Annotated in this window: 16 protein-coding genes; 6 read left to right on the forward strand and 10 right to left on the reverse strand. The window is 48.4% G+C overall.

Features of this window, described 5'->3' with window-relative positions; translation table 11 throughout:
* The first annotated feature begins 101 nt into the window (after positions 1–101).
* Both gyrA and C7I86_RS12670 read left to right on the forward strand, forming a co-directional pair.
* Positions 102–2,684: a DNA topoisomerase (ATP-hydrolyzing) subunit A gene (gyrA, locus tag C7I86_RS12665; RefSeq protein WP_010873607.1), complete on the forward strand. Its 2,583-nt coding sequence runs from the start codon at positions 102–104 to the stop codon at positions 2,682–2,684.
* Positions 2,684–3,595, forward strand: coding sequence for a TIGR04168 family protein (locus tag C7I86_RS12670; RefSeq protein WP_010873608.1), 912 nt, complete (start codon positions 2,684–2,686; stop codon positions 3,593–3,595). Before gyrA ends, C7I86_RS12670 begins: the two co-directional genes overlap by 1 nt.
* An 82-nt stretch (positions 3,596–3,677) precedes the next feature.
* Here the strand turns inward: C7I86_RS12670 and C7I86_RS12675 are convergent, their stop codons facing one another.
* From C7I86_RS12675 to C7I86_RS12695, 5 genes are read right to left on the reverse strand one after another with little or no spacing between them, the layout of a single operon-like run.
* Positions 3,678–4,532, reverse strand: a complete 855-nt coding sequence (locus tag C7I86_RS12675; protein ID WP_010873609.1) for an energy-coupling factor ABC transporter ATP-binding protein — start codon at positions 4,530–4,532, stop codon at positions 3,678–3,680.
* Positions 4,454–5,227 (reverse strand): cobalt ECF transporter T component CbiQ, encoded by a 774-nt coding sequence (cbiQ, locus tag C7I86_RS12680; protein ID WP_010873610.1) that lies wholly within the window; start codon positions 5,225–5,227, stop codon positions 4,454–4,456. Before cbiQ ends, C7I86_RS12675 begins: the two co-directional genes overlap by 79 nt.
* A 2-nt stretch (positions 5,228–5,229) precedes the next feature.
* Positions 5,230–5,874 carry a cobalt transporter CbiM gene (gene cbiM, locus C7I86_RS12685; protein ID WP_010873611.1) on the reverse strand — a complete coding sequence of 215 codons (645 nt, stop codon included), beginning with the start codon at positions 5,872–5,874 and terminating at the stop codon, positions 5,230–5,232.
* Positions 5,875–6,405 carry a carboxypeptidase-like regulatory domain-containing protein gene (locus C7I86_RS12690; RefSeq protein ID WP_010873612.1) on the reverse strand — a complete coding sequence of 177 codons (531 nt, stop codon included), beginning with the start codon at positions 6,403–6,405 and terminating at the stop codon, positions 5,875–5,877.
* Positions 6,406–6,410: 5 nt separating this feature from the next.
* The gene (locus C7I86_RS12695; RefSeq protein ID WP_010873613.1) at positions 6,411–7,295 is read right to left on the reverse strand and encodes a hypothetical protein; all 885 of its coding nucleotides are present in this window, start codon (positions 7,293–7,295) and stop codon (positions 6,411–6,413) included.
* A gap of 474 nt (positions 7,296–7,769) precedes the next feature.
* Between C7I86_RS12695 and C7I86_RS18975 the strand changes: the two genes are divergently transcribed.
* Entirely contained in the window at positions 7,770–7,925 is a 156-nt protein-coding gene (locus tag C7I86_RS18975) for a hypothetical protein (protein WP_010873614.1), read from the forward strand.
* Positions 7,926–8,274: 349 nt separating this feature from the next.
* On the opposite strand, the gene C7I86_RS12700 is transcribed toward C7I86_RS18975, so the two are convergent.
* Positions 8,275–8,553, reverse strand: coding sequence for a hypothetical protein (locus tag C7I86_RS12700; RefSeq protein ID WP_199303419.1), 279 nt, complete (start codon positions 8,551–8,553; stop codon positions 8,275–8,277).
* A gap of 145 nt (positions 8,554–8,698) precedes the next feature.
* On the opposite strand from C7I86_RS12700, the gene C7I86_RS12705 reads away from it, so the two are divergent.
* The gene (locus C7I86_RS12705) at positions 8,699–8,986 is read left to right on the forward strand and encodes a hypothetical protein (protein ID WP_010873616.1); all 288 of its coding nucleotides are present in this window, start codon (positions 8,699–8,701) and stop codon (positions 8,984–8,986) included.
* A 314-nt stretch (positions 8,987–9,300) separates the two neighbouring features.
* Here C7I86_RS12705 and C7I86_RS12710 read toward each other — a convergent pair whose 3' ends face one another.
* Positions 9,301–10,398 (reverse strand): glycosyltransferase family 1 protein, encoded by a 1,098-nt coding sequence (locus C7I86_RS12710; RefSeq protein ID WP_010873617.1) that lies wholly within the window; start codon positions 10,396–10,398, stop codon positions 9,301–9,303.
* Positions 10,399–10,407: 9 nt separating this feature from the next.
* Positions 10,408–11,295, reverse strand: coding sequence for an acyl-ACP--UDP-N-acetylglucosamine O-acyltransferase (gene lpxA / locus C7I86_RS12715; protein ID WP_010873618.1), 888 nt, complete (start codon positions 11,293–11,295; stop codon positions 10,408–10,410).
* Positions 11,296–11,411: 116 nt separating this feature from the next.
* Here lpxA and C7I86_RS12720 point away from each other — a divergent pair, with 116 nt between their 5' ends.
* Together C7I86_RS12720 and C7I86_RS12725 are read left to right on the forward strand one after the other, a co-directional pair.
* On the forward strand, positions 11,412–12,005 hold the full coding sequence (locus C7I86_RS12720) for a hypothetical protein (protein ID WP_020862103.1): 594 nt from the start codon (positions 11,412–11,414) through the stop codon (positions 12,003–12,005).
* 213 nt (positions 12,006–12,218) lie between these two features.
* Complete coding sequence (locus tag C7I86_RS12725) at positions 12,219–12,968, forward strand: alpha/beta hydrolase (protein WP_010873620.1); 750 nt, start codon at positions 12,219–12,221, stop codon at positions 12,966–12,968.
* Between the two features lie 125 nt (positions 12,969–13,093).
* Here C7I86_RS12725 and cobA read toward each other — a convergent pair whose 3' ends face one another.
* Together cobA and mfd are read right to left on the reverse strand one after the other, a co-directional pair.
* Entirely contained in the window at positions 13,094–13,885 is a 792-nt protein-coding gene (gene cobA / locus C7I86_RS12730) for a uroporphyrinogen-III C-methyltransferase (RefSeq protein WP_010873621.1), read from the reverse strand.
* A 195-nt stretch (positions 13,886–14,080) separates the two neighbouring features.
* The gene (mfd, locus tag C7I86_RS12735; RefSeq protein ID WP_010873622.1) at positions 14,081–17,680 is read right to left on the reverse strand and encodes a transcription-repair coupling factor; all 3,600 of its coding nucleotides are present in this window, start codon (positions 17,678–17,680) and stop codon (positions 14,081–14,083) included.
* Positions 17,681–17,800: the final 120 nt, after the last annotated feature.

The following is a 17,800-nucleotide window of genomic DNA, read 5'->3' on the forward strand; positions in this document are numbered from 1 at the left end:
GCCAATGGTAGAATAGAGGCTGTTTTGAGCCCTGTTATCTGTTCCCCTTGGGGGGAATTGGAGCCCAACTCAAACCTTTCAAACTGCCTTGGAGTAATTGCATGACTGACTCGCCCGATCGCCTGATTGCGACTGACCTCAGAAACGAAATGTCACAGTCATACCTGGAATATGCCATGAGTGTGATTGTTGGGCGGGCGTTACCCGATGCACGGGATGGGTTGAAGCCAGTCCATCGGCGCATTCTCTATGCCATGTACGAGCTGGGGCTGACCCCCGATCGCCCCTTTCGGAAATGTGCCCGGGTGGTGGGGGAAGTGCTGGGGAAATATCATCCCCACGGTGATACGGCGGTGTACGATGCCTTGGTGCGCATGGCCCAGGACTTTTCCATGCGGGAACCGCTTATTGACGGCCACGGGAACTTTGGCTCCGTGGATAATGATCCCCCGGCGGCGATGCGGTACACGGAATCTCGCCTTAGACCCCTTTCCACCAACTCGTTATTGCGGGACATTGAGGCGGAAACCGTAGATTTCATTGATAACTTTGACGGTTCCCAACAGGAACCCACCGTTCTCCCGGCCCGCATTCCCCAACTATTGATTAACGGTTCCTCCGGCATTGCCGTGGGCATGGCCACCAATATCCCCCCCCATAACCTCGGGGAAGTGATCGACGGAGCGATCGCCTTAATTCGTAACCCCGAAATCACCGAACAGGAATTAATGCAGATTATTCCCGGCCCGGACTTTCCCACCGGGGCCCAGATCCTCGGGCGATCGGGCATTCGGGAAGCCTATTTAACCGGCCGGGGCTCCATCACCATGCGGGGGGTGGCCTCCATTGAAACCATGGAACATCCTGGGCGGCCTGACCGGGATGCCATTATCGTCACCGAGCTACCCTACCAAACCAATAAAGCCGCTTTAATTGAACGCATTGCGGATCTGGTTAACGATAAAAAAATTGACGGCATTGCCGACATCCGGGACGAGAGCGATCGAGATGGTATGCGCATTGTCATTGAACTGAAGCGGGATGCCTACGCTCGGGTGGTGCTCAATAATCTTTACAAACAAACTCCCATCCAGAGTAACTTTGGGGCGAATTTGTTGGCGCTGGTTAACGGCACTCCTGAAGTTCTCACCATTAAAAAATTCCTCACTGTCTTTTGGGAATTTCGCATTGAAACCATTACCCGCCGTACCCGCTACGAATTGCGGAAAGCGGAAGAACGGGATCATCTGCTCCAGGGATTGTTGATTGCGCTGGATAACCTGGATGCGGTCATTCGTCTGATTCGGGGAGCGGCGGACACGGCCTCTGCCAAAACGGAACTGGTGGAAGGCTTTTCCCTCTCCGAAGTGCAGGCCGATGCCATTTTGCAAATGCAACTGCGCCGGTTAACGGCTTTGGAAGCGGATAAAATCACCGCTGAACATGATGAACTGCAAACCAAAATCGCCGATTTCCAAGATATTTTGGCCCGCCGGGAAAGGGTTAATGCCATCATCGAAGAAGAATTGGAGCAAATTAAGGCTATTCACGCCACTCCCCGCCGCACCGTCATTGTCCAAGAAGATGGGGAATTAATTGACACGGATTTAATTGCCAATGACCAAGCCCTAATTTTATTGACGGAACAGGGTTACATCAAACGGATGCCCGCCAGCACCTTTGGTACCCAAAACCGTGCCACCAGAGGTAAAGCCGCCGCCAAGATTAAAGATGACGATGGAGTGGAGCATTTCCTTTCCTGCTGTGACCACGATAAAGTGCTGTTCTTTAGCGATCGGGGGGTGGTCTATAGCCTCAACGCTTACCAAATTCCCATTGCTTCCCGCACGGCCCGGGGGGTGCCCATTGTGCAGATGTTGCCCATCCCCAAGGATGAAAAAATTACCTCCCTAGTGTCTGTTTCAGAATTTGACGATGATACCTATTTCATCATGCTGACCAAACAGGGCTACATCAAAAAAACTGCCCTCTCGGCTTTTAGTAATATCCGGGCCAATGGGTTAATCGCCATTTCCTTGGTGGAAGGGGATCAATTGCGTTGGGTTCGTTTAGCCAAAGCGGAAGATAGCGTCATTATCGGTTCCCAAAAGGGTATGGCTATCCATTTCAAAGCGGATCAGGATGAACTGCGGGCCCTCGGTCGGGCCACCAGGGGGGTTAAATCCATGCGGCTCCGGTCTGGGGATGCGCTGATCAGTATGGATATTTTGCCGAGCCAGGTGGTGGCCAATATTGCCGTTGGTTCCGAAGATGAGCCGGATGAGGACTTAGGGGGCGATACCGATGCCATTTTGGAAGAAAGCGACAATCCTGGCCCCTGGTTGCTGGGGGTAACCATGAAGGGTTTCGGCAAACGGGTGCCCATTGGTCAATTCCGCTTGCAACATCGGGCCGGCCTGGGAGTGAAAGCGATCCGCTTTAAATCCAAAGATGACCAGCTAGTGGCCCTCCATGTGGTCAACGCCGATGACGAGTTGATGATTGTCACCAACCGGGGCATTATTATCCGCCAGTCCGTGAACGATATTTCCCCCCAATCCCGTAGTGCCACTGGGGTGCGGGTACAAAGGTTAGATGCCGATGATGCGATCGCCGCTGTGGCCCTAGTGCCTCCTTCTGGGGAAGAAGAATTGGCAGAAATGTCGGAAAGCGAAGAGAGCTGATGGCCCCCCAACCTACCGCAACCACTACCCTGGCCGTTGTGGGGGATATCCATGAACAATGGGAATTGGCGGACCACCAAGCTCTCCAGGCGATCGGCGTAGACTTGGCACTATTTGTGGGGGATTTTGGCAACGAATCATTGCCGGTGGTCAGCTTGATTGCCTCCTTACCCATTCCCAAGGCAACGGTATTTGGTAACCACGATGCTTGGTTCACCGCCTCCGATTGGGGGCGCAAAAAGTGCCCCTACGATCGCCAAAAAGAAGACCGGGTGAAAGCTCAGCAGGAACTCCTGGGGTTGGCAGATGTTAGCTATGGCCGCCGGGATTTTCAGCAATTTAGCCTCTCGGTGGTGGGGGGCAGGCCTTTTACCTGGGGGGGCAATGAATGGAAGAATAAACAGTTTATGCGGGAACGATATGGCATGGAAAGTTTTGCCCAGTCCCAAACCCACATTGCCGCAACGGCCCTGGCTAGCCCCCATGAAACGTTAATTTTTCTGGCCCACAATGGTCCCACCGGCTTAGGAAATCATGCCGAATCCATCTGTGGTCGGGATTGGAATCCCATCGGCGGCGATTTTGGCGATCCGGATCTGGCCTGGGCGATCGCCTCTGTGCGGGAGCAGGGTAAACAGGTACCATTGGTGACCTTCGGCCATATGCACCATCGCCTTAGACATCGTCAGGATCGTCTGCGGGAGAGGGTTTATGTGGATCATCAAGGAACGGTATATCTGAATGCGGCCTGTGTACCCCGCATCCAAACGGAAAAAGACGGTTTGCCCGCTGCCCGTAATTTTTCCCTGGTGACTTTGGTGAATGGCACTGTGGAAAAAATCACCCTGGTGTGGTTACGGAATAACGGAGAAATTATCAGCCAGGAAACCCTTTGGATTAGTGCCCATTAACTTCTCTCGACCCGGTCTATCTGATTATGCAGGAATTCTAGGAAGCCGGAGCTGAGCTTTCCCCACAGTTTGCTGATCGCCTTTAACGGAGAGAATAGGGTTTTTCCAGACCATGGCTTTCCATCAGGGTTTGGTCGGCCATAATTTCCTGGGCCGGGCCGTCGGCGACAATCTGCCCTTGGTCAATGATTATGACCCGGTTGCAGACTTCCAGCACAAATTCCAGATCGTGGGAGGAAATTAGTAACGTTTGCTGGAACTGCCCCAAAAAGTTAATCAACTGACGGCGGGCTTTAATATCCAGACTAGCGGTGGGTTCATCACAGAGTAAAATTTTCGGGGCCATGGCTAACAAACCGGCGATCGCCACCATTTGCTTTTCCCCCCCGGATAAATGTTGGGGTAGACGATCTAACAAAGAAGTAATGCCAGTTAACTCCGCCGCTTGGTTAACCCTCTCCGTCACTTGAGCCGGGGATAAGCCCATATTTTGTGGCCCAAAGGCAATGTCATCCCAAACGGAGGTAGCAAATAGTTGGTCTGTGGGATTTTGAAACAGGAAACCCACTTCAGGCAAAAATTTTCCCGCTTCCAGGGCCTGGCCCAATAACTGGATGGTGCCAGCGCTAGCTTTTAACAGTCCGCAAAGCAGTAAAAATAAGGTAGTTTTGCCACAACCGTTATGGCCAATAATGCCTAGCCTTTCCCCTGGGGCGACTTGCCAAGCTAAATTGTTTAGTACTGGAGTTTGTCCGCCATAGGCAAAGGATAATTCCCGCACCCTAATTGCCGGTGGTATGGGTGACTTAATTGCTTCCTTTTCTTGGCTCCGGTCCATGGCCCGCACATTGGTTCCCGTCACAGGCTCACCTCCGCCACCACAAAACCAACGGCGATCGCCAATACGATTACCGTTAAACCTAAACCCGTTGAACATTTTCCCTCCGTCCTAGGGCTAGGCTGGGGAGATACAGCTTGGCCATAACCCCGCAGGACCATGGCCTGGTAAACCCGTTGGGACTGTTCATAACTCCGTAGTAAAAGATTGCCCAACAAAAAAGCCCACTGTTGTATTGATCGCCGTTTTTGCTGTTGTTGTCCTAGGCCCCGCAGTTGCATTGCTTGGTGCATGGTACGGAAAGTATTACCAATGTCATAGAGGTAACGGTAAGCCAATAGGGCCATATCTGCCATCAGGGGAGGCAAACCTAAACGGCGCAGGGAATTAACCATGGTTAAAAAAGGAGTGGTGCCAAAGAGAATAAAACCCAGGGTAAGAATGGAGAAAAACCTTCCCGCAATGAGCACCATAGCCGTCAATCCTTCCTGACGAATGGTGAGCCAGCCCCACTGCCCCAGCACTGTTTCCCCACTGACAAAGGGGAGGAGAATAACCGCTGTGAGAATAAATAAACCGGGGTAACTCAACCGTTGCAGTAAAAAACTCAGGGGTAAGCCAGACAACCAATAAAGCAAGACAGTGACGCTCACCATGGGCACCATTAACCAAGCTTGCTGCACCATGGCCAAAGCAAACATCAACGCCATCAGACTAAACAGTTTTTGTCGAGGCTCCCAACCATGAATTGGCGATCGCCCAGGCACATAGGTTTCCAACGTCATTAAACCCATTGCTAACTCTCCAGTAATTCCGGTTTAGTCCGTTGCAGAAACAAAACCACCAGGGCAGTGAATATGCCTTCTAGCACAATCAGAGGTACATGGCCCAACGCCAGCACCATAATCGCTCGGCGCTCAGCGGTGGCATCCAAACCCGTCGGTAAACTGGTGACAGTGAGGGCAATGAAAATTAGCACCGTTAAGGCTAAACCACTGCTACCCCCCAAAAAAGCAGCAATGCCCATGGCCCAGCGCTCCGGCAGAAACTTTTCTAGCCCATGGCGCAGTTGAAAAATATGATAGGCCGCCAACGTTGGCAAACCCATCAAAACACCATTAATACCCAAGGTGGTCAGCCCCCCATGGCCCACCATCAAAGCTTGGAAAAAGAGGCCAATTAAAATGGCTGGCAGAGCAAAATAGCCCAGCATTACCCCCAACAGACCGTTGAGAATTAGGTGGACACTCACCGGCGGCAGGGGAATATAGATAGAGGAAGCAACAAAAAAAGCTGCGGTCAGCAAAGATGCTTTGGGAATATTTTCCTGGGCATGGCCTTGACGATTAATTTGCCGCAGACAGTACCAAGTGGCTAACCCCGTCACTGCATAGCCCCCGGCCACGATCTGGGGTGGCAATAGACCATCGGGAATGTGCATCTAGGCCCTGCCCTCACCTTTGCTTCTGCTGAAAAATAGGGCAGTACCCACAAAACCCCAAATTACGGCCCCTAAAGTGATACCCCGTTGAATGGGAGATAGGGCAGCATTGGCATCCGGTACAGAGGCTACGGTAATTTCTGGAGTGCCTTGGTTGACACTAGAAGTAAGGGCATTGGCTGTATCGGTGCTATCAACCGCTGTTGTTTCTGGTTGCCAAGGTATGGTGATCATATTTCCGTGGCCCCCTTGCCGCACTGCCACTTCCCAATTGCCAGGGCGATCGCCTGCTGGAGTAAAAATAAATTTGCCCTCTTTGTCAGTAACCCCCGTTAACCAAGGTTCAGTGGAATTATTCGGGGCATAGACTAATACTTGGGCTTCGGCCATGGGTTGCCCGGAGTCATAATGGGCCGCCACGGCGATCGCCGCCACCGAATGATGTTCCACTTTAACTCCGTGGGCAAGGACGGAGACCGTCTGGGTAAGTATGCCTCCCGCTAAACAAAATAGAGCTAGGTTAAATTTCATCGGATTTACAGGTTGAAGGAAGTGATGGTGGTGAATGCCTTGGTTTGTCGGCAATGGCCTTCCCCCACATGGCCAAGGTTGGCTAAAACTTGTAAAAAGGTTTGATAATCTGCCGCCCCTAATCGAGCTTGCAAGTCCTGACTATTGAGATCAATGCCCTTTTCCCCGGCCAGGGCTGCTAGGGGATCAAAGCCAAAAGCACTAAGGTTAATGTCGCTATCGACGGGTTCTTGTCCGTCCCCAAATAAATGATCTAAATGAAAGGTGGCTTCCAAGTCTGCCTTGCCGCCAGCGGTGAGAATTCCCTTACGTTCATCGCCCACAAAATCACCGCAGACAAAACCCAACTCCTTCTTTACCCCTAGTTTGAATGGAATAGTCTGACCATCTTTAGTGGCCATTCCCTCCAGTAAAATTGAGTAACCTTGGGCTGGGCCTTCTGTGGCCAAGGGCATTTGCCAAGATAAAGCGTTAAATTTCCCCGCTGGAGCCGGAGTTTCCCCCACTAAAACCGTTTCTGCATCTTTTCCCGTCATTGCTAAGTCCACCACTGTAGGTCCTGGCATGGCGATCGCCACGGCGGTTTCCGGCAATGAAGCATCCGTGCTGGCATCAAAGGCCGACCCTACCTGGTAAGCATTAATGTCCGCCAGGGAAACATAAACGTGATTAAAGTCCAGAACCCAGCCATCCTTGGTGGTCAGACCTTCCCGGGCCCGTTCTTCTCCGTTGGCTCGCACCGTTAAAGTGCCTTGATTTGCCGAGGGAGAGGCGTTCATTTCCGGGGAGGAAAGATTTTCACCACCACAGCCCGATAGCAATACGAATAGCAATGATACTAAAGACCACCCACTTTTAAATGGCGATCGCATACTTTTCCTTGGAGGCACAAACAACGCTCCTAATGTTTTCTTCCCATGGTCAAAGGTAAAAAAATTTATTCAACATTGGAAAAATTAAAAGCACAATTTCTACTTAACCTTGGCCGCTTGAAAAGTACAATACCCTCTGGGGGGAAGGGGGATATGGATTTAACCATTATTTCTTGACAGTACAGCAGGGCAGTTGGACAAACCAAAAGTTATTTAAAACCAAGACCAATGGGGAAGCTCGAAACTTCTTATCGCACCGGACTTCCAGGGGAAGAGTTTAGACCGCGATCTCTATTCCTAAGGGTAGATTTTGCCCACGGTGGAAAAACCGCTTTTTCCCAGGCTAATGCCTCTTCCGTTCGGATTCCTGCCATACATTTTTGTTAACTTCAGTAACAATAGATACCGTTCTGGAAATTACCTATAATTTTATGTTATGTTGAATGTAAATCTAAATGTAAGTTTTTCACTGCCTTTCGGAGGGTAGAAGTAATGAATAATCGTAAACGTGTTTTGACTCAAACGGCGATCGCCCACAAAGAAACCCTGCGTCAAAACCTCCAGCACCGTTTAGAGCGGGCACGGGCCGCCGGCAATCAGTCCTTAGTTAGTCAATTGGAAGCAGAAGCTGCTTATCTCCACCTGTAAGTTTCCACAAGAATAAGCTCAAAGAATGTCAACAAGAGAGTTGACTGCCAGTTGAGACAAAGTTTGCAAGAAATTTCTAGAGTTAATGGCGATTTATCCCCGAGATAGGTCGCCTTTTTGCTGGGATCCGCACTACTGACAGCCTGCCCAGGGAAATATTATTTGAACTTTAACCGCCTGATGGTTTTCTAAAAATTTTGAGCATCAAACTTTAACAGATCTTAAGTCATCATGAGAGCTTTCTGCTCTTTAAAAAAACGCTCAATGTTCTCCCCATAGGGGGGGATGATGGACCATCCTTTGCTCAGTTCAGACCGAAGTGGAAACTCTTTGCCCTTGGCACAGATAATCACTCAAACTTTTCGGGGCAGACCTGCCGGGAAAACTCGTCCCAACTTTTTAATAACTCGGCTTCGGTATTTTTTCCGATAGTATCCAAGAGCAGCATAGGAAATAGATGTAGTTGTCGATGGCGATTAAAAGCATCCATTGCCGCCTGACTTGCTTGGCCACGGGCCACCTCTAGGACCGCCTGACTGCCGCAAATGGTTTCCGCATAGACATTTATCGCCAGTGTCTGATTGAAGTTATCCGGAAATTCGAGGGGCTGGAAAAACGCAAACAACATCACACCAGATTATCTCCCAGGCAGAATAACTTTAGACAATTCCAAACTTAAATCAAGACTTTATGTTAACTATCTTAAAATACTAGATAGAAAAATTTAAGTAGCGGATATAATTATTTTGCGATCAAACATTGGGGGATAAACCATGAAGGTATTACATTTGGCGCTGATGGCAACTTTCTCTGTGGTTTATGCAACCGTTGCTGTCGCCGTTCCCATTACCTACTATGGTCAAAAAGGCGAATATACCGTGGACTACGAAGCGGGAACCTACCGAGGCTGTGTTTACGGGACAGGATGTATTAAATTAGGCCGCAATCGCAAGGCCGGCATTTCGACCTGGAAAAATGGAGATTATACTTACTCAATTAATGACGACACAGTGGAGGTTTACTTAAAAGGTAAATTAATTTTTAAAGATACATTTAATTGAAATTAATCCCTCCATTTATTTTCTTCGATAATAGTTTTATTGTTGTGAACGATGTATGGAGTGCCGTATTTGATCAAGCATTTGGCATCACTATTTTGGAGAGTATAGACAAAAACTATTTTGGCCTCACGCTATTACCGCAATTTCTATTAATAAACTTCCCCTTCTGTTAATGGAATTATCCGTGTTGGTGTTAACCCCTATGTCGGTGGCATTATCGGTTATGAAACGTTTTTTGCCGTTAAAATCAGATTGGTCTGAACCGGTCGCCCAATTGCCAGTAGCAGTTCGTCAGGGGATTAGGTTGCCCTCATCTAAAGATACTTTGCCAATACTTCCCTAGTTAAATGTCCAGTTTTTTCCCAGGAAAATTCCCTTGCTCTGGCTAAGCTCTGTTGTTGTAACTGCTGACACAACCGGCGATCTTTCCACACCTGCTCCATAGCTTGATAAATCTCTTTAATACTGTAGGGATCGACCAATAGAACGGCATCTCCTCCCACTTCTGGTAAGGACGAGACGGAAGAGGTAATTACCGCCGTGCCACAGGCCATGGCTTCCAGCACTGGAAAACCAAATCCTTCCCATAAAGAGGGAAACACCAAGGCGATCGCCTGGCGATAAAGTTGTCGCAGTTGGTCATAGCTAACGTAGTCTAAACAATGTACCTCTGTCCCAACCCCCAATTCTGTCGCCAAGGCCATTAATTTGGGAGTGTAACGGCGATCGGTAGGACCGGCCAAAATTAACTCAATATCTTGGCTGTTGGTATTTTGCACAAATCGAGCAAAGGCTTGAATCAGCCGCCCCACATTTTTGTGCGGATCGTGGCGGCCCACAAAGAGAAAGTAGGGCTTTTTCCTTGGGGCTAAATTATCCTGTCCCGGTTGAAAATGTTCCCGGTCATAGCCCAAGGCGATCGCCGTAATTTTACTGGCGGGAATTTGGAAATAGTCCACCACATCATCGGCTGTGGCTTGGGAATTACACAAAATATGTTCCGCTTGCCCCAGCACCAACGGCAAATAAAACTTGCAATAGCTAGTCAGGGGAGATTTCCAGTTGGGAAACCGGAGGGGAATCAAATCATGCACCATCACCACTGTGCGACAATCGGCCCAAAGTGGAGCTTCCGGGATGGGGGAAAAAAGCAAAGAACCTTTTAATTGTCGGTAAAGTTCTGGTAGCTGAAACTGGGTCCAAACTAAGCGATTAAAATGGCCCCGACTGCCCTGGGCTGGGGTGAGATTATTCGGCACAGTTTGGCAGGGAAACTCCGCCACCAACTGGGAAGTTAGTAATGTTGGCTTGAGGGGTTTGAGATGGGGAAAAACATTACTGGCATAGACACTCAACCCCGTCGGTTGGGCCAGCAGAAAAGAAAGATTTACTAATAAATGGGAGCCGGTCATGGCACTGACCTATTTTTTGCCGGGGATGGGGCCCCGTCGCCCTTGGTCGTAGCTAGATTTCTGCAAAAAGCATTGGAAATGTTGCACGTAGGGATGGGCGGCCGATCGCCCTAATTCTTCCAAGGCCTGTTGGTAGGGGGTGTCAGAACGATAAATTAACCGAAAAGCTTGTTTTAACGCACTCAAATCCTCCGCCGACATACCGGAACGTTGCAGGCCGATTAAGTTTAAAGAACGCACCCGAGAAGGATTACCTTCAACAATGGTAAAAGGAGGCACATCCCGTTCAATGCGACTCATGCCCCCCACCATGGCCAAGCGACCAATGTGGACAAATTGGTGCACTCCTAAAACGCCGCTGATTCTTGCCTGGGATTCAATATAAATGTGCCCTGCCAAAGCTACGGAGTTGGCAATAATTACTTCGTTTTCGATCACACAATTGTGGGCCACATGAGCATAGGCCATCAGCAAATTGCGATCGCCGATGCGGGTCACTGCTCCTTCTTCCGTAGCCCGGTTAATGGTGACGTATTCCCGAATTTGGTTATCGTTGCCGATTTTGACCCAACTTTCTCCCCCCTTATATTTCAAATCCTGGGGTTCACAACCGATCACTGCACCGGGAAAAATTCGATTGCCCGTACCAATTTCCGTGGGGCCTTCCACCACCACATGGGGACCAATGACCGTATTAGCTCCAATGGTGACTTTCTCTCCAATCACACTAAAAGCCCCCACCTGAACTGTGGCGTGTAACTGGGCTTGGGGATGGATGATGGCCGTTGGATGGATAGATGGGGACAAGGTCGCTTCTCCCAAGCGGTTATCAGTCAACATTAATCTCTCGGAATGGGGGATAATCGGAGCAGGGACAAGGGCAAATAACTTCCCCATAGATTAGCAGGCATTGTACCCCTGGAGTGACCCCCGGTGGCTTGATCTTCTCTGCAACTCTGACTACAATCCAGTGGTCTGGTGATGGTGTCAATTTCGTCTTGGTGTTAACCCGTATGCTTAGCTCTATCGGTTCTAACGGCTCTAAACATAGCTTTAAAAATTATTTCCAACAACTCCGTCGTCCCTTTGCTCCCATTGGTTGTGGCCTGTTGATGGCCAGCGGTATGGTTTTTGCCCCGATCGCCGCCGTGGCTGGGGACTGGAACCAGTTTGATGTTTGTGTGACGGAACTGAAAAGAAACGGAGTTAGTGATGATGCGGCCGCTTCTGGTTGCTCCCAGGCGATTATTCCCAAGGAAATGTCCCAATGCGTCAACATGATCAGCCGTAACACCAACATTACTGGCATTGTGGCTCTGCAATCCTGTTTTCAAGTGCGTCGCCCGGTGGATTTGGGTAATTGTGTAGTGGATATTGACCGGGGCGTAGTGGGACGGAACCGTTCCCCCGAAGGGGAAGATGTCACCATGGCGGCCCTCAATAGCTGTCGCCAAAGTTTACTGCCAGGTCGCCATTCGGAATGTGTGCTGGCCCTGAGTCGGGAAGTTTCCGATTTCACTCCCCAAAAAGCGATGAATACCTGCCTAGCCGCAGAGGATTTCCCCCGGGATCTTTTCCCTGCCTACAGTGAAACCCAACCAAATTAGGAGAGCTTTAAATTAACCTTCAATGCCAGTCTGGCTAAAAAACTTAATTTCTCAAGAAAATCTCAATAAAACCTTGGATAGTTTGGGAAAGACTTTGAATATAGTTTTCCCAAGCTTTCTAGTAACATCCAGCCAAATTGACAATACCTATTTATTCAAGGCATGGTCTATAAAGACTAAGCTAACCTGTTACTTATTCAGCTTTCCCTGAAAATGAGCCAATCACCAATTCTGTTTTTCCAGCATGGTATGGGTGAAAGCAATCAAAATATGCAAATTTTGGCGGGAAGAGTTGCTTCAGAAAACGCATATGTTGTTGTTCCTAACTTAAACCTGCTCACTACTTTTTTAAATCTTGATCCCCTCATTGAAGTAGTGGAACGCTCTGCAAGTGAGACTCTGAATGATTTTCCTCAATCTACTTTCAGTGTGGTCGGCTTTTCCATGGGGGGCATTCTTTGGGTGGAAGTTTTATCTAGAAATCCATCTTGGCTAGAACGCTTAGATGCCTTGGTTTTAATAGGTTCACCAATCCAAGGAGCATCTTTGGCAAGAACAGTAGATCTGTTTGGTTGGGGGATTGGTATTGCTCAAGAGTTGGGACGCAATCGTCAATATTTAGCGGAAAAAATCACACAAAAGATACCAACTTTAGTGATTGCCGGAAGTGTTAATGGTGGTGGTGATGGTGTTATTCCTATCGAGTCAACCAGGCTAAATGGTACTCATTTTTTTACACGGAACAATGTAAAGCATCAAGATCTACCTATAGATCTAATCATCGGTGAAAAAGTTAAGTCGTTTTTATTACATCCATATCTAATTCCATCTGAGAATTCTAGAATAACCCGATTAATTGATCATTTTGAGCATGTAGAAGGAATGACACCGGCTGACGAAAGAGATTTTCCAAGAGCAACCATTAGCCATACATTCTCTGACGGTATTACCCTGCGAGAGTGAGTCAATCCTGTGGGTGTTAGGCATATTTTTATTGCAGATGTAACCGGCAAATGTCAATTTTCTGGCTTTACTGGATGGGTACATAATAAAGCCCTTAAAAGAGCCATCTTGGTAGCACAGAATTTTTAATTGACACCGCCCAGTATAGGTGCCAATTGCTGACGGAGATTAGCCGGATAATTAACCACTGCCCCGATGACCACGATCGCCGGGGCTTGAAAATTTTCTACTTCAATCTGGGCCAAAATGGTGGCAAAAGTGCCAACTAGTTTCTGTTGTTCTGGACAGGTTCCCCAACGAATTAGGGCAATGGGAGTATCTTCCCCCAACCCCGCCAGCATTAACTGGGGCAAAATGGTGGCCAAACTGTACACCCCCATATAAATCACAATGGTTTCCGAGCCCTTGGCGATCGCCGCCCAATTGACTTCAGGCCGATATTTTCCCGCCGATTCATGGCCCGTGACAAAGGTGACGGAGGAACTGTAAGCCCGATGGGTGAGGGGAATTTGAGCGTAGGCAGGGGCAGCAATGCCCGCTGTAATGCCCGGTACCACTTCCACCTCAATGCCAGCTTTGACTAGGTCTTCCATCTCTTCCCCCCCCCGGCCAAAAATAAATGGATCTCCCCCTTTCAAGCGCACCACCACGGCGTGTTTTTCAGCTAATTGCGCCAATAACTGTGTAGTTTCTGACTGTAATTTGGTGTGTCTGCCCCTCCTTTTGCCTGCATCAATCAATTCGGCTTGGGGATTAACCATAGCTAAAATAGCTGTACTCACCAAAGCGTCATAGACCACTGCTTCGGCATTTTCCAACAAAGTTTTACCCTTAACAGTTATCAAGCCAGGATCCCCAGGCCCCGCTCCAACTAAATACACTTTGCCCATCAATCCGTTTTGCAACCTAACAACCACCCTTTGTAGAAATTATAGAGATAGAAAAATATTCAACAGTTTTTAGAGCCTGTTTTAAAAGCCCCTCTGGCCCCTCAAATTAGGAGGAATACTGAGTGAAAGTCCCCCATTATTGGGGAATTTAGGGGGCGGAATAAAACTTTTTAAACACGTTCTTACGTCATTCACGTCAAATTTTTAACATTTTACCAGAGGCTATTTACCCACTAAAGTTTCCATTTTTGTTTCTGGTAAAGCCCCTTGCATCTTGCCAAACCAGTCAATTAAATTATCCATTTGCTTAGCTGGGGCCAACACTCCTAAACCCCGCACCACCACTTTTTTGGCACTGTAAACAAAGCGGGACTGGAGATGATTGGGTAAATTTTCCGCTAATAATTTCCAAGCGGGTTCCTCCATGGGCGTTTCCAAGACAAGATTTTGTTTACCCTCCACTTTAATGCGAGAAAAGCCTAAGGATTTGGCTAAATGCTTGAGCTTAACCACTTTAAATAATTCCTCCACCGGACTTGGTAACATACCATACCGATCGCCCCAATCCAAGGCAATTTTCGGCAACTCATCAGTGGATTCAATGCTAGTAATGCGACGATAGGCGGCCATTTTTTCTTCTAAATCGGGAATGTAGTCGCTGGGAATAAAGGCAGTGAGAGGTAAATCTATTTGGGTATCTTCCACTTTGGGAATTTCCTGACCCTGGATTTCTTTAATGGCATCTTGCAACATCTCCATATAAAACTCATAACCGATCGCCTCCATTTGCCCCGATTGTTCTGCACCCAAAAGATTACCTACGCCCCGAATTTCCATATCCCTAGTGGCCAGTTGATAACCGGAACCAAGTTGGCTGAATTCTTGCAATGCCCGCAGTCTTAATCTAGCTTTTTCCGTTAACTGTTTTTGGTTAGGATAGAGCAACCAAGCATGGGCTTGAATACCCGATCGCCCTACCCGACCCCGCAGTTGATAAAGTTGGGCCAAGCCAAATTTTTGGGCATCTTCAACAATAATTGTGTTTACCCTGGGAATATCCAAACCAGCTTCGATGATAGTAGTACAAACTAAAATGTCCGCCTCACCATCATTGAAAGCTAACATAGTACTTTCCAACTCAGATTCCTCCATTTGACCATGACCAATGGCAATGCGAGCACTGGGCACCATTTGTCGCAGTTGTCCTCCCAATTCCTCAATACCTTCAATGCGAGGCACGACATAAAAAACCTGCCCACCCCGGTCTAGCTCGTTACGAATGGCGGTGCGAATTACTTCGGGATTGTAGGGAGATAAATGGGTTTTAATGGGGCGACGGGAAGGTGGCGGTGTGGTAATCAGACTCATTTCCCGAATGCCGGAAAGGGACATATAAAGGGTACGGGGAATGGGAGTTGCCGTTAGGGTTAATACATCTACTTCCGTTTTCAGGGTCTTAATTTTTTCCTTTTGGTTAACACCAAAGCGCTGTTCTTCGTCAATAACTAAAAGTCCTAAATCTTTAAATTTTACCGATGTACCTAATACCTGTTGGGTACCTACCACAATATCTAATTCACCACTTTTTAACTTGGCTAAAATCTCCTTTTTCTCCGAAGCAGTGCGAAAACGATTCAGTAAACCAATGGTGATGGGATAGGGAGCAAATCTTTCTTTAAGGGTGTGGTAATGCTGTTGGGTTAACACCGTGGTGGGAGCTAGTAAAGCCACCTGTTTATTGCCACTGGTCACGGCCTTAAAAATGGCCCGCACCGCCACTTCTGTTTTGCCAAAGCCCACATCCCCACACACTAATCTATCCATCGGGCGATCTCCTTCCAAATCCCTTTTCACATCCTGTACTGCTTTTAGTTGATCGGGGGTGGGTTGGTAGGGGAAAGAATCTTCCAATTCCTGTTGCCAGGGACTATCCGGCGGATAGGCATAACCCACCTGTTTTGCCCGCTTAGCATAAAGATTGAGCAAATCAACGGCCAATTTTTTAACTGCTTTGCGGACTTTATTTTTGGTGGCTTCCCACACTTTACCGCCCATTTTATGCAGTTCGGGAGGTCTAGTTCCCGTATGGCGAAAGCGGGATAAACTGTCCAAACTATCGGCGGGCACCCGCAAAATGCCGTCGGCATATTGGATCATTAAATATTCCCGATTAGCCAACGCATCCAACTTCAAAAATTTGCCAATGCCATGACTTTTGTGGACTACATAATCCCCAGGGGAAAGTTTATTAATGTCAACTTGTTTAGACGTAGCCCGTCGCCGTTTCCGCACATATTCCGGTGTAGCTAAAGCATGCTGACCAAATAATTCTCGATCCGTGACTAAAACTAAACGAAAGGTCGGTAAGATAAACCCTTCTAATTCCGCTAATCCTGAATACTTTAACGTCACCGCTGTCCGTTGAATCTGACTTTTTTCAATGGCAGGATAATCCCTCGGATTGGCAATAAATTGCACCGCACAATCATGTTCCTGCAACAAAGAAACAGTACGACTGGGCTGGGCTGAAATCAACCAAGTGCTGTATTGTCCCAACGTCAAACCGCTATAAATTTCCCGTTTCCCCCGTAAAATTTCTGCCAACTTAGCAAACTGGTGGGGCATGGTGGGGATGGGTCGAGCTGAAATATCTAAACTATCCCCATTCGCTTCGTGGATTTCTGACAGGGTAATGTATTGAAAATCTGTTTTTAGGCGATCGCCAAGGGCCGAAAAATTTCGATGTAATTGGGGTAAATTCGGTAACTGCAAAGCTGACCAATCCTGGGCCACCGCCTCAAACCACCGTTCACTGTGGGCCGCACATTGCTCTGGTTCATCCAGTACACAGACTGTTTCTGTCGGTAAATAATCTAATAAACAAGCCGGTTCAGTAAAGGCGAGACCCAAAAATCGCTGTAATCCCTCTTTGCCGAATAATTGCTCCGTTTCCGCATCTTCTCCCCAAGCAGAGAGATCAATGGCCTGGGCATTTAACGCCGGTTCGATCACCTGATCAAAACTGGTGGGGGTCAGCACCAAACCAGTTAAGTCATCCAAGGAACGCTGGCTAGCAGGATCAAACTCCCGGATTTTTTCCAACTCATCACCAAACCATTCCAGCCGCACCGGTAGCTCCGCCGACACTGGGAAAATATCAACAATATCCCCCCGCCGACTCCATTGCCCCTCTGTTTCCACCGTACTGCCACGCTCGTAGCCCAACCTCGCTAGGGTAAGCTCCAGACTTTTGCTATCCATCTCCTGACCGCGTCGTAGGGCCAAACAGTATTCCCGTAAGGTTGCCACCGGGGGTAAATGGGGCTGTAGGGCCTTTTCTGTAGCGACGATCGCCTTGCCCTTAACCTGATGGCCCTGGATTAATTCTGCCAACACCTGCATTTGTCCCCAAACCATTTCCGACTCTAGTCGCCCAGGGTCATAGGGGGAAGCTTCAGAAGTGGGGTAAAAATTAACGGTTTGCCAACCCATCAGTTCCAACTGGGCTGTCCAGCGCCCCGCTTCCTCCAACGTGGCAGTGATGACCAAAAGATTTTTCTCCAGGGACTGGGCCAAACTGGAAACGATTAGGCCTTTGGGTAACCGGGGTAGGCCACTGAGTTGCACATGGCCCCGCTTTTGCAATTTTTCCCGCAGGTCTTTGCTCAACGGTAAGGTTTGCAGATGGCGGAGTATGGAGGAAAAGGTCATTGGGTTCAGAGCAGAGGAGATACTAACAAATCTTAGCCTGTTCCCCAGCCCGACAGAATCCTTGTCCCTATTCCGATTGCCCTGTTTGAGGACAGCCCTAGGCTCAGCCATGGCCAATCATCCCTAGTAAGGTCGACCCCTAGGAAAACTTTTGCCCTTGTTCAGTTATCAAAAACAGGTACAGCAAGAACCCCATCCCAACTCCTAGCAAATTTCAGGGTGGAGGGAAGC

The sequence above is a fragment of the Synechocystis sp. IPPAS B-1465 genome, assembly GCF_003015225.1.
Lineage (GTDB): Bacteria > Cyanobacteriota > Cyanobacteriia > Cyanobacteriales > Microcystaceae > Synechocystis.